The organism is Dellaglioa sp. CoH-57-MRSF-20 (assembly GCF_056781955.1).
This window is the reverse complement of record NZ_JBXAXV010000004.1, coordinates 1-13,297: the sequence shown is the minus strand read 5'-3', so window position 1 is coordinate 13,297 and position 13,297 is coordinate 1. Positions and strand designations below refer to the sequence as shown.

11 protein-coding genes and 1 pseudogene are annotated in these 13,297 nt (G+C 33.8%); 7 read left to right on the top strand and 5 right to left on the bottom strand.

What is annotated here, in order from left to right:
- Positions 1-80: 80 nt before the first annotated feature.
- Positions 81-686 (top strand): ribosome biogenesis GTP-binding protein YihA/YsxC, encoded by a 606-nt coding sequence (gene yihA, locus AC1RPN_RS05225; RefSeq protein WP_481761714.1) that lies wholly within the window; start codon positions 81-83, stop codon positions 684-686.
- Complete coding sequence (locus AC1RPN_RS05220) at positions 676-969, top strand: nucleoside triphosphate pyrophosphohydrolase family protein (RefSeq protein WP_409022416.1); 294 nt, start codon at positions 676-678, stop codon at positions 967-969. Before yihA ends, AC1RPN_RS05220 begins: the two co-directional genes overlap by 11 nt.
- A gap of 37 nt (positions 970-1,006) precedes the next feature.
- Here AC1RPN_RS05220 and AC1RPN_RS05215 read toward each other — a convergent pair whose 3' ends face one another.
- A complete protein-coding gene (locus AC1RPN_RS05215; protein ID WP_409022417.1) occupies positions 1,007-1,159 on the bottom strand; it encodes an SPJ_0845 family protein in 153 nt (50 codons plus the stop codon).
- 202 nt (positions 1,160-1,361) lie between these two features.
- Here AC1RPN_RS05215 and AC1RPN_RS05210 point away from each other — a divergent pair, with 202 nt between their 5' ends.
- From AC1RPN_RS05210 to uvrC, 3 genes are all read left to right on the top strand, one after another.
- Complete coding sequence (locus AC1RPN_RS05210) at positions 1,362-2,822, top strand: ABC transporter substrate-binding protein/permease (protein ID WP_481761715.1); 1,461 nt, start codon at positions 1,362-1,364, stop codon at positions 2,820-2,822.
- Complete coding sequence (locus AC1RPN_RS05205; protein WP_409022419.1) at positions 2,815-3,549, top strand: amino acid ABC transporter ATP-binding protein; 735 nt, start codon at positions 2,815-2,817, stop codon at positions 3,547-3,549. The genes AC1RPN_RS05210 and AC1RPN_RS05205 overlap by 8 nt, the downstream gene beginning before the upstream one ends.
- Before the next feature lie 109 nt (positions 3,550-3,658).
- Positions 3,659-5,428, top strand: coding sequence for an excinuclease ABC subunit UvrC (gene uvrC, locus AC1RPN_RS05200; protein WP_481761716.1), 1,770 nt, complete (start codon positions 3,659-3,661; stop codon positions 5,426-5,428).
- Between the two features lie 115 nt (positions 5,429-5,543).
- On the opposite strand, the gene AC1RPN_RS05195 is transcribed toward uvrC, so the two are convergent.
- The 3 genes from AC1RPN_RS05195 to AC1RPN_RS05185 are packed head-to-tail and all read right to left on the bottom strand — an operon-like array spanning position 5,544 to position 9,160.
- On the bottom strand, positions 5,544-7,472 hold the full coding sequence (locus tag AC1RPN_RS05195) for a PTS fructose transporter subunit IIABC (protein WP_409022421.1): 1,929 nt from the start codon (positions 7,470-7,472) through the stop codon (positions 5,544-5,546).
- Positions 7,473-7,496: 24 nt separating this feature from the next.
- Complete coding sequence (pfkB, locus tag AC1RPN_RS05190) at positions 7,497-8,408, bottom strand: 1-phosphofructokinase (protein ID WP_481761717.1); 912 nt, start codon at positions 8,406-8,408, stop codon at positions 7,497-7,499.
- Positions 8,405-9,160, bottom strand: a complete 756-nt coding sequence (locus AC1RPN_RS05185; protein WP_481761718.1) for a DeoR/GlpR family DNA-binding transcription regulator — start codon at positions 9,158-9,160, stop codon at positions 8,405-8,407. The genes pfkB and AC1RPN_RS05185 overlap by 4 nt, the downstream gene beginning before the upstream one ends.
- A 194-nt stretch (positions 9,161-9,354) precedes the next feature.
- Between AC1RPN_RS05185 and obgE the strand changes: the two genes are divergently transcribed.
- Together obgE and AC1RPN_RS05175 are read left to right on the top strand one after the other, a co-directional pair.
- Complete coding sequence (gene obgE / locus AC1RPN_RS05180) at positions 9,355-10,671, top strand: GTPase ObgE (RefSeq protein WP_409022424.1); 1,317 nt, start codon at positions 9,355-9,357, stop codon at positions 10,669-10,671.
- Positions 10,672-10,752: 81 nt separating this feature from the next.
- Positions 10,753-12,663 carry an acyltransferase family protein gene (locus tag AC1RPN_RS05175; RefSeq protein WP_481761719.1) on the top strand — a complete coding sequence of 637 codons (1,911 nt, stop codon included), beginning with the start codon at positions 10,753-10,755 and terminating at the stop codon, positions 12,661-12,663.
- Positions 12,664-12,789: 126 nt separating this feature from the next.
- Here AC1RPN_RS05175 and AC1RPN_RS05170 read toward each other — a convergent pair.
- Positions 12,790-13,212: pseudogene (locus AC1RPN_RS05170) on the bottom strand (transposase); the annotation flags it as partial.
- Positions 13,213-13,297: the final 85 nt, after the last annotated feature.

Here is a 13,297-nt window from a genome sequence, read left to right as displayed (position 1 = left end):
GCTTTTTGATTCAGATTAAGTTACATTAACACATTTTTATATGGTAAAATGGTTTGAGTATTGAAAGGAAGGTGTTTAATATGGATGTTCATAATGTTGAACTTGTTATGAGTGCCGTTGCACCAGCACAGTATCCAACAGATGGTATTCCTGAGATTGCACTGTCAGGACGTTCTAATGTTGGAAAATCATCATTAATAAATACGTTAATAAATCGTAAAAGTTATGCGAGAACTTCTAGTCAGCCTGGAAAAACGCAAACATTGAACTTTTATAACGTGGAACAAAAATTATTTTTCGTAGATGTTCCAGGATATGGATATGCAAAAGTGTCAAAAACAGAACGTGCAAAGTGGGGACAAATGATTGAAACCTATTTAGCAGAACGTACTTCTTTAAGAGGGGTCATTTCATTAGTTGATGCTCGACATGAGCCAACAAAATTAGATGTTCAAATGGTTGATTTTCTTCACTATTACGATATTCCTGTATTGGTTGTTGCGACAAAGAGCGACAAAATTTCTCGTGGTAAGTGGAATCAACATGAGAGTATCATAAGACGTTCATTGTCTTTGACACCTGAAGATGATTTTGTTTTATTTTCGGCTCAAGACAAATCTGGAAAAGAAGAGATTTGGCAATGGATTGAAAGTCATACAGAACTAGGAGAAAAAAATGGAATTTAATGAATATCAAGAAGCAGCAAATCGCACATTATATGGAACTGAACAAGTTTTAACAAATTGTGCATTAGGTGTTGCGGCTGAAGGTGGACAATTAGTTGATTTAATTAAAGATTATACTTTTAAAGGTCGAGAATTAGATAAAGTGAAATTAACTAAAGAAATGGGAGATGTACTTTGGTATTTATCCCAAATTGCTGAATGGGCCGATATTGAATTTGATGATGTTGCAAGAGATAATATTTTAAAATTAAATAAACGTTACCCAGATGGATTTAAAAAATAAAAAAATTCAGATAAGTTTATAACTTATCTGAATTTTTTTATTTTTTAGGTTTCGATTCTTTAACATCAGAACTAGGCTTCTCTTCCGTTTCTGAAGACTTAAGTTCAACTTTAGCAGGATCTTTAGGGTCAAGTGCAAATTTATCAAATAAACTTTCCAAGTTATCTTGGCGTTGGATTTTTAAGCTCATAATTGTAGCCTCCTTATGTAAATATAGAATAACAGTTTATTAAAATGAATACAAGACAACTGATTAATGCATAAAAAGCGCTTTAAATAACTTTTATATGTATAAAGTCATTTATTATATGTATTTAATTGCATAAAAAATCTTTGTAGCATATAATCGATTTATTCACTAATAAGAGAAATTAAAAAAGAGGAGTAAATTGATGCAAATAAATAAAAAATGGTTTATAGGTATATTAATCGCATTTTTCATGATGTTAGTTGGTAGTAATCAAGTAAGTGCTGCAACTGGTAACTCTTTACAGAATGTTAAGGATAAGGGAACGTTAGTACTTGGAACAAGTCCAGATTATCCACCCTATGAATTTCAAACAACAGTTAATGGCGATGATAAAATCGTTGGATTTGATATTTCAATTGCACAAAAAATTGCTAAAGACATTGGAGTTAAGTTAGTAATTAAGAAAATGGATTTTGACTCATTACTTGTTGGCTTAGAAACTAATAAAATTGATATGGTTATTTCAGGTATGAATCCGTCGGATGATCGTAAAAAAAGTATTGATTTTTCAGATGTTTATTACAATGGAAAACAAATGATGTTGGTTAATAAGACTGATGAAGATAAATATAAGACTTTAAATGATTTTTCTGGGCTATCAGTTGGGGCTCAAACTGGATCGCTTCAATATACAATGAGTAAAGAACAAATAAAAAATGTGAATATTAAAGGGTTGGCTAAAGTAACCGATTTAATTTTAGCGCTTAAAAGTGGTAAGGTAGCGGGTGTTGCCATGGAAGAACCAACTGCTAAAGCATACGCACAAAATGATAGTTCATTAGCAGTTGTTAATCCTGGATTTATCTCAGCGCCTGATGCAAGGGGAGCTGCAGCCGGATTTGCAAAGAATTCCGATACTTTGGTGGCAGCTGTAAATAAGTCTATTAAAGAAATTAAAAAGAAAAATTTAATAAATACGACATATTTACCTGAGGCTAGTAATTATTTAACAAAAAATACATCGGATAACACAATGATTCACTATTGGAAATATTTTGCCAAAGGAATTGGTTATACTTTATTAATAACGGCGGTTTCAGTTATTGTTGGTGTTATATTAGGAACGTTGCTAGCACTCATGCGTTTGGGCAAAAATAAAGTGATTAAAGTAATTGCAGTATCCTACATTGAATTTGTTCGTGGAACGCCTCTAATGATTCAAGTGATGTTTGTGTACTTCGGTATTGGAATGTTAGTAAATATTCCAGCGCTAATTGCAGGTATTATTGCTGTATCGCTTAATTCAGGCGCATATATAGCTGAAGTAATACGATCGGGAATCTCTTCTGTTGATGATGGACAAATGGAAGCAGCAAGAAGTTTGGGGCTTTCACAGAAAGAGACGTATCAGTCTGTTATTATTCCACAAGCACTAAAAAATATTTGGCCAGCTCTGGGAAATGAATTTATAACATTAATAAAAGAAAGTTCAATTGTTTCTATTATTGGTGTGACTGATTTAATTTATCAGATGAAAATGGTTCAATCAGCTACTTATAAAGGTATTGCGCCTATCTTTGTTGCAATGTTAATTTACTTTGTTTTAACATTTAGCTTATCTAAATTATTAAATTACTTTGAAGGGAAGATGAAGCATGTCTAAAATTATTGAAGTTAATAAATTAAGAAAATCCTTTGGAAAAAATGATGTTTTAAAAGATATTTCTGAATCAGTTGATAAAGGACAGGTTATCTGTGTGATTGGACCATCAGGATCTGGTAAAAGTACCTTTTTACGTTGTCTGAATCTACTTGAAGTTCCTACATCAGGGGATATTTTATTCGAAGGTGAAAATTTAACAAGTTTAAATGAAAAAGACTTAAATCAATTGAGAGAAAAAATGGGGATGGTTTTTCAAGGTTTTAATTTGTTTCCAAATATGAATGTAATTGAGAATATAAAATTGGCTCCCATGAAAGTTAAAAATATATCAGATAAAGAGTCAGCTGATATAGCTACCAATTTATTAGAAAAAGTTGGATTAGCAGATAAGGCACTACAATATCCAGATAGTTTATCTGGTGGTCAAAAGCAACGAGTTGCGATTGCCAGAGCATTAGCCATGGATCCAGAAGTACTCTTATTCGATGAGCCAACTTCAGCATTAGATCCTGAAATGGTCGGAGAAGTACTTAAAGTTATGAAAACGTTGGCTAGTGACGGAATGACGATGGTAGTTGTGACACATGAAATGGGTTTTGCTAGAGAAGTAGCAGATCAAATTTGGTTCATGGATCAAGGATATATTCAAGAAAAAGGACGTCCAGAAGATGTTTTTGATCATCCGACGTCAGAACGTGCGCAAGATTTTTTATCAAAGATATTGTAAAAAAATAGATTTCAGATAGACTCCCGTCTATTTGGAATCTATTTTCTTTATTCAAACGCTTGTTCGGGGTATAATTAAAGCATATATTAACGTAAAGAAGGTGCCTCGATTGGCTTCAGAGCATATCGAAAATAAATTAGCATTATTACCAGCATTACCAGGATGCTATATCATGAAAAATTTAAATAGTCAGATTATTTATGTTGGGAAAGCAAAAAATTTAAAAAATCGGGTGCGTTCTTACTTCAAAAGTGCGCATGATGGAAAAACAGCTAAATTGGTTTCTCAAATTGTTGATTTTGAAACAATTATTACATCCACTGATAAAGAAGCATTTCTGTTGGAAATTACTTTAATTCAAAAACATCAGCCGTATTATAATATAAAATTAAAGAAAGGTACTGGATATCCATATATTAAAATTACAAATGAAAAAGACCCAATGATGCAAATCGTTAGTCAGGTTAATAAGGACGGTGGATTTTATTTTGGTCCTTATCCAAATGTTTATGCAGCTCAGGAAACATTGCAGTTTTTACAAAAAGTTTATCCTTTAAGAAGATGCAATGGATTTCAGAAGCGACCATGTTTGTATTATCATATGGGGCAATGTTTAGGCTCTTGTTTTAAAGAAGTTCCGCATGAAAAATATGAGGCTCAAATAAAAAAAATCAAATCATTTTTAAATGGTAATGTGATTGTAGCAAAACAAAAACTAAAAAAAGAAATGAGTAAGGCAGCGGATGAAATGTTATTTGAACGTGCCGCTGAATTACGTGATCAAATTCATTTTATTGAAGTTACTGTTGAAAAACAAAAAATCATTTCAAATGATAATACACCTAGAGATTTGTTTAATTTCTATCTGGATAAAGGTTGGTTGTCAATTCAAGTTTTCTTTATTAGGCAAGCACGATTAATGAAGCGAGAAAAAAGACTTTTTCCAATTGTAACAACGGCTGAAGAAGAAATGGCAACTTTTATCCTTCAGTTTTATAATCGAAAAAATAATGTGTTACCAAAAGAAATATTAGTTCCAGCAGGAATTGATACAGATATCTTATCTGATATCTTACAAGTACCAATTCGGACACCACAACGTGGGCAAAAAAGTGAACTTTTAAAATTAGCTAAAAAAAATGCTCGCTTAGTTCTTGAAGAAAAATTCAGATTACTAGAATTAGATGGGCGCAAAACAACTGGTGCCATGAAAGAAATTACAGACGCTATGGGGATTCCAGAAGGTCATCGAATAGAATCTTTTGATCACTCACATATACAAGGGACTGATCTGGTATCAGCCATGGTTAGTTTTATTGATGGTAAACCTGAGAAGAGCGAATATCGCAAATATAAGTTGAATACAGTTGATCATGCGGATGAAGCAGCAAGTACACGTGAAGTTGTTCGCCGACGTTATACACGTCTTTTGAAGGAAGGTAAGCCTATGCCAGATTTAATTTTAATGGATGGTGCTGAAATACAAATAGAAGCTGCAAAAGACGTTTTAAGTAATGAATTAGATTTAATGATTCCAGTAGCGGGGATGGTTAAAAATAACAAGCATAAAACATCTGATTTAATGTTTGGTGATGCTGATCAAAGACTATCATTGGATCCAAAGAGTGAAGGGTTTTACCTTTTACAAAGGATTCAAGATGAAGTCCATCGATTTGCCATTACCTTTCATCGTCAAGTTCATTCAAAGAACTCACTTAGTTCTCGTTTAGATTCTATCCAGGGTGTTGGGCCAAAAACCAAAACGAAATTGTTAAAAGAATTTGGGTCGATGAAACATATTAAAGACGCTTCAATGGAAGAGTTACAAGGATTAGGTATTTCAAAGACAGTCGCACAAACAATAAAATTATCATTATAAATTTACAAAAGGAGTCCTTAATGACAGAGATTTATGTCATTAAGGACTCCTTTTTATTTTAAAATAAAGAAGAGCTATCAGGTATTATCCTGATAGCTCTTCAAAGTTAAACGAATTATTTCTTATTTTCTTTTGCAACTGGACGCCAGATACCGAGGATAATCCCTGCAACTGCAGCACCAATTAAAACAGAAAGTAAGTAGAACGTTTTATTTGTAGCTAAGGCAATTACCCAAAGACCACCATGAGGTGCAGGAACAGAGACGTTCCAGAATTGACTTAAACCACCACCGATTGCAGCACCAATTACACTTGATGTAATGACGTGTAATGGATCTGCTGCTGCGTAAGGAATAGCACCTTCAGTAATAAATGAAATACCAAGAATGTAGTTTGACAAACCGGCTTTTCTTTCATCTTCAGAAAATTTATTTTTCCAGAATGTTGATGCAATAGCTATTGCAAGTGGAGGAATCATACCACCAACCATAACAGCAGCCATCATTTTACCATCACCAGTAGAAGTGAAGACACCAATTGAGAATGTATAAGCTGCTTTGTTAAATGGACCACCCATATCGATAGCCATCATAGCAGCAAGAATTGTACCGATTAAGACGGCATTGGCTGTTCCCATATGAGTTAAGAAATCTGACAAGACATGATTAATTTGTGCGAAGATAGGATTAACCATAAAGAACATAATCGCGCCGACAATTAATAAGGATAAAATAGGGTAGATTAGGATAGGTTTCATCCCATCTAGTGATTTTGGTAAGTTTTTAAAGAGTTTTTTAAGACCGACAATAACATAACCGGCAATAAAACCAGCTGCTAAACCACCTAAGAAACCAGAAACAGATTCAGTTTTAATAACATTTGCGGCAGCAAAGTTAGCCATGTAACCACCAACAATACCAGGCATAAGGGCAGGACGATCACCAATACTCATAGCAATAAAACCGGCTAAGATAGGTACTAAGAAAGCAAATGCATAATTACCAATTCCATTTAAGAAGATAAAAGTTTGTGAACTTGAGCCACCGGGAACGTATTGTTCAACGATGAATGAGAGTGCCATTAAGATACCGCCACCAACAACAAATGGTAACATGTGTGATACACCGTTCATTAAGTTCTTATAAATTTCATTCCAAACACTACCAGAGGTTTCTTCATCATTTTCAGCAGCGTCGGTTCCTTTAGCATGATAAATAGGTGCTTTTCCGTTTACTGCGGCAGTAATCAATTCTTCGGCTTTTTTAATACCATCGGTAACAGGACGGTTAATTAAAGGTTTGCCATCGAAACGATCCATAGCAACTTTTTTATCAGCGGCGACAATGACACCAGACGCACGTTTAATTTCTTCGTCAGTTAAACGATGCTTAATACCTTCTGAGCCATTTGTTTCAACTTTAATGTCAACGCCCATCTCTTCAGCTTGTTTGATGAGGGCAGCTTCAGCCATATAAGTATGAGCGATACCAGTAGGGCAGGCTGTTACAGCGACCACGTATGGATTACCTGATGGTTTAACATCAGTGTTTTTAGCAGCAAGTTGTGCAGCAGCTTCTTTTGCTTCTTTTTCATTTTCAGCGGCAGTGAAGGCAGCTTGAACCTCATCTGGAGTTGTGACTGTTTTTAATTTATCAACTAAATCGGGATTAATTAATAGACTTGATAAAGCAGCTAATGCTTGTAAATGGGCATCGTTTGCACCTTCAGGAGCAGCAATCATGAAAAATAAAAATGTAGGTTGACCATCAAGTGAATCATAGTCAAGTCCTGCTTTACTTTTAGCAAATAGGACAGTAGCACGTTTAACAGCTTTATTTTTTGCATGTGGCATGGCAATACCTTCACCGATACCAGTAGTTGATTGTGCTTCACGTTTTAGAATGTCTTGTTTGTAAAGTTCCTCATCATCAATCACGCCAGCCTCAAAGTATTTATGTACCATTTCATCAATTGCTTCGGCTTTTGTTGTTGCTTGAAGATCCATAATCATGACATCTTTAAGTAATAATTCATTTAAGTCCATAGTGTAAAACTCCTTTTATAATAGTTAGATTTTCTTAATATCAATTTGTGGTAAAATTTCGTTAATTTTTTCAATAGTTGCAATATCTTCAGAAAATGCAGTTGCGGAGCCACAAGCTAGTCCATATTTAAAACTTTCAATAGGATCATTAGTTTTTGCAAAGGTACCTGTAAAACCAGCAATCATTGAATCGCCAGCACCAACTGAATTAATAACAGTCCCTTTAGGCGCATTACTTTGGTAAACAGCATCTTTAGTAATCAATAGGCCGCCATCGCCAGCCATTGAAATTAAAACATGTTGTGCACCTAATTCTAATAATTTTTGACCATATTTCACAATATCGTTGATACCGTTTAAAGTAACATTGAATAATTCGGCTAATTCATGGTGATTTGGTTTCACGACGAGAGGTTTTTCACTAATTGTTTTCAATAGTGCTTCACCAGTTGTATCAATAACAAATTGTGCGCCTTTAGAACGAATTACTTTAATTAATTCATAATAAAAATCTTGAGATAGGTTAGGAACTAAACTACCAGCTAAAATGACAGTATCATCAGACGTCAATGTTTCAAATTGCTCATTGAATAGTTTAAGTTCATCATCTGATATTAGAGGACCCTTACCATTTATTTCGGTTTCTTGGTCAGCTTTTATTTTAATATTAATTCTAGAATCAGCTTTTATTTTTGTAAATTGAGTATCTAGGTGATTAGCTATCATAGCTGACTTAATAAATTCACCTGTGAATCCACCAATAAAACCAAGTGCTTTATTAGGTTGATTCAATTCATTTAAAATTCGGGAAACGTTTATACCTTTACCACCTGGTAATTTTGTATCATAATCCATCCGATTAACTTCGCCAAGCGTTAACTTATCTAGTTGAACGATGTAATCAATAGAAGGATTTAAAGTTACTGTGTAAATCATTGTTGTACCTCCAAAATTTTTGTTTGTGTTTTATAATTTTCAGAATCAGTTACCGGCAATTTATCAGTGATAATTGTAGCCTGATTAAGATCTGCAACTTTAATGAATGAAACTTGGTTAAATTTTGATTTGTCGGCTAAAACATAAGTTTGTCGACTTTGATGAATTGCGGCCAGTTTAACTGCGGCTTCTTCAGGATCTGGTGTGCTAAATCCAAATTTATTGTTAATTGAATTAATACCGAGAAAGACTAAATCAAATTGAAGGTTCTTGATTGATTTAATACTATCAGCTCCCACAATAGCCTTTGTATTAGCTTTAACTTGACCACCGATGACGATTGTTCTAATATCATTTTCAGAAAGAGAAAGTGCATGATTAACACCGTTTGTAACAACAGTTAGATTGTTAACTAACTTAAGATAGGGAATCATTGCGAAAGTTGTACTACCAGCATCAAGAAAAATCACATTATTAGGTTTGATTAAATTTGCAGCAGCTTTAGCAACTGCTATTTTATTTGGCGTATTTAATGAAAATTTTTCTTCTAAATTTGCTTCAACTTTTAATGATTGGATGCTTTGTGCACCACCATGAACTCTTACTAATTCACCATCAGTTTCAAGCTGCTGTAAATCGCGTCGAACAGTTGATTCTGAGACATTTAATTTATGACAAATATCTTGTAACTTAATATAACCATGTTTGTCAATTTCAGAAATAATATATTGGCACCTTTCAATTGTAAGCACTTTCTCAACTCCTTATAAATAAAATACCACCAAAAACATTCAAAATCAACCAAAAACATTCAAAAATACCAAAAAAATTTGAAATATGAGAAATTGGCTTGAATTTTTAAAAGAGTTAAGTAAATACATAGACAAATGACTTTTTCTTCTTTAAAATAGTAAGTTAGTAGTCAACGGAAAGAATAGGTGATCGTATGTTTATAGATCAAGTTACAATTGAAATAAAAGCAGGTAAAGGTGGCGACGGGATGGTAGCGTTCCGTCGAGAAAAATATGTACCTAATGGTGGACCAGCCGGTGGTGATGGTGGCCGTGGTGGTAGTATTGTATTTGAAGTAGATGAAGGATTAAGAACTTTAATGGATTTTAGATACAGTAAACATTTTAGAGCTGAATCTGGTGAAAAAGGAATGATTAAAGGGATGCACGGACATGGTGCACCTGATAAAAGAGTTCAAGTACCAGAAGGAACAACAATTAAAGATGCTGAAACAGGAGCAGTAATCGCTGATCTCGTTCATAAAGGAGATTATGCTGTTGTTGCCAAGGGTGGTCGAGGTGGTCGTGGCAATATTAGATTTGCTAGTCCTAAAAATCCAGCTCCAGAAATTTCTGAAAATGGTGAACCTGGAGTAGAACGTAAAATTCAACTTGAATTAAAAGTTTTAGCTGATGTTGGGTTAGTTGGATTTCCATCTGTCGGTAAGTCAACGCTTCTTTCAGTTGTGACAAGTGCCAAACCTAAAATTGCAGATTATCATTTTACAACGTTATCACCTAATTTAGGGATGGTTCGTTTAGATGATAACCGTGATTTTGTTATTGCTGATTTACCCGGATTGATTGAAGGGGCTTCAGTTGGCGTTGGATTAGGAATTCAATTTTTACGTCATATTGAGCGGACACGTGTTATTCTTCATTTAGTTGATATGAATCCTGAAGAAGGTCGTGATCCGTTTGACGACTATCTTAAGATTAATAAAGAATTAAAAAATTATGACCCTGAATTACTTGAACGTCCGCAATTAATTGTGGCAAGTAAGATGGATATGCCAGGGGCTGCAGAACAGTTAGAAGCATTTAAAAAACAATTGGCAGAAGATTCTACAGTGGAAGAAACACCTCGTGTATTTTCTACTTCTTCTATTACTCGTGAGGGACTACAAACCTTAATGAATGTAGCTGGTGATTTATTGGAAGAAACACCAATGTTCCCAGCACTAAACTTGAAAGAACAAGAAGCACAACAAAAAATCTATGATTTCGAAAAAGAACAAGAAAAATCTGCACCTGATTTTGTTATTAATAGGGATGAAGATTTAACTTGGGTTCTTTCTGGAGAAAAATTAGAACGTCTATACCAAATGACAAATATGGACCGAGACGAAAGTTTGATGCGTTTTGCACGTCAACTTCGTGGTATGGGTGTCGATGATGCTTTACGTGAACGTGGTGCTAAAAGTGGGGATATAGTGAGAATTGATAAATTCTCATTTGAGTTCGTTGAATAATTCGGAATATTAATAATTTACGGTTACGCTATCAGCAAATAAAAGGGTAATTTATATAAGATAAGAGGAGAACGGAACAAGATGGATAAGAAAAAAAGATTAAAAAAAGCCAGATATATTACTGGCTTTGATGGCGTGAGGACATTGGCTGTTATTGGGGTTATCCTTTATCACCTCGTGCCATCTAGTCTACAAGGTGGATACTTAGGTGTACCGATATTTTTTGTTGTATCGGGTTACTTGATTACTGATTTACTTAATCAGGAATGGGAACAAAATAAAAAAATTGATGTTCTAGGCTTTTATATTCGACGGGTTCGACGACTTTATCCAGCGTTATTGACGATGTTGATTGCAACTATTGCCTATATAACACTATTTCAAAGAGAGTTATTGAAAAATATTCAAGAAATTTTCGCATCAAATTTGTTATATGTTTATAATTGGTTTCAAGTTTTGCACAAAGAATCATATTTTGATCATTTCGGGACGCCATCACCATTTACGCATCTTTGGTCGCTATCAATTGAAGGTCAGTACTATTTTTTCTGGCCTATTATAGTGGCGTTGCTAATTGTGTTTTTAAAACGAAAAGAACGGATTTTTAATCTTATCTTTATCTTAGCTTTTATTTCCGCATTAGCGATGGCCTTCTTGTATAAAGCAGGATCTGATCCAAGTCGTGTCTATTATGGAACGGATACAAGAATGTTTTCAATTTTATTGGGGTCAGCACTTTCATTTATTTGGCCAAGCAGTTCTTTAAAAAAGGAAATTTCAAAAAAAGGCCGATTTGTTTTAGATGCGTTAGGTATAGTATCGCTCATAACAATTATTAGTTTGTTTTTGACTATGTCAGATCAAAGTTCGCTTGTTTATCGTGGAGGGATGTTTTTCTTTTCAGTTTTAGTTATGATTTTTGTAGCTACAATTGCACATCCTGGAGCGGATATGAACAAAATTATGACAAATCCTGTTTTTACTTGGGTTGGTAAGAGAAGTTATGGCATTTACCTATATCAATTTCCAATAATGGTATTCTATGAGTCAAAGATTCAGAGTATAGGTGATCATCCATGGCTAAACGCGCTAATTGAAATATCTATCATTTTATTAGTGAGTGATTTGTCATATCGATTCTTAGAAAGACCTCTACAAAGATTTAATTATAAACAAACATTTACATTTATTAAAGAAACCTTTACAAAGGATATTAAAAAAACTCGTCAAAAATTTTCTATTATTGTGGGTGCATTAATAATTGGTATAGCGTTGTTTGGAATAATTAACGGACCAAGTCTTTCAATTACTGGAGTGAATGCTTTACAGAATACTATTAGTGAGAATGCTAAAGTAGCTGATAAAAAGAATGCTGACGCATTAAAAAAACCGAGCTCGTCTAGTTCTAAGAAAAAACAATCAAGTAGCAAAAGTGCTTCTAAAACTAGTTCTTCAAAAGTAGTTGCTGAAAAACAAAGCCCAACATCATTAACAAAGGCTGAGACAAAAAAAGCCTCAAGCGTATATGCAACGGCAATTGGTGATTCTGTATTGGCAGATGGAGAAAACATATTACAAGATGATTTCCCACATATGTATGTTGATGCAAAAGTCGGTCGTCAGGTATATACAGCTGCTGATGATATTAGGTTGTTGGCTAAGCAAGGTAAACTTCAAGATAACGTTGTTATTGGTTTAGGGACAAATAGTCCATTTACAACCGATCAGTTTGACGATATTATGAGTGCAGTTGGTTCGGGGAAACAAGTTTACTGGATTAATGTACATGTCCCAACAAGGCGTTGGGAAGGTACCGTTAATAGCATGTTGGAGACACAAAAGAAAAAATATTCAAATTTGCATATAATTGATTGGTATTCATATAGTAAGGATCATACAGAGTGGTTTTATGATGATAATGTTCATCCAGATCCCGATGGTTCAAAGTATTATGCAACGTATATTGCAAGACAATTAATTAAAAATATGTAAAATACTTAAGAAGCCCTACAAACTATGGTTTGTAGGGCTTCTTATTTTTGGGTCTGCGTCAAATAGTGTTGGTGAGACGATAAACGTCTAATTTAATTAAGGGAAATCCAAAAGGATTTCCTTTTTTTAGTTATGAATTAATAAAATTCTTTCAAATAGATGATGCCAGTTTCTGAAACCGTAACAGCTACGTTTAAGTGTTTTAATTTTTCGGTTAAGTCCCTCTATAGGGCCATTTGAATATGGTGAAGATAAACTATTTTTAATATAATGCTGATTCTTTTTAAAAGTGGTTATTACAGTATCCATTTCACTGTTATTAGGTTGATAGTCTTCTAATAACTGAGTTAAATTAGAAGTGTCGGCTTTATTGATAGCTAATAAAATATCTTGATATGTTTCATAGACTTTTTTGAAGTTAGAACTTTGTTCTAATCCTAAATCAACAACATTCTGTTGCGTCATATATTCTTTCGTACTAAAAAAATAAACAGATTTTGAACTTTCTAGTTCTGTTTCTTGTTTGTGAAAAAGGCGCCACTGAGTTTTTAAAGCTTTGTAATAATCCCTTTATGGTTGTCAGATGAAATAATATAATTTCATCCGATAATCATGGAGGGATTTTTGTATGTCC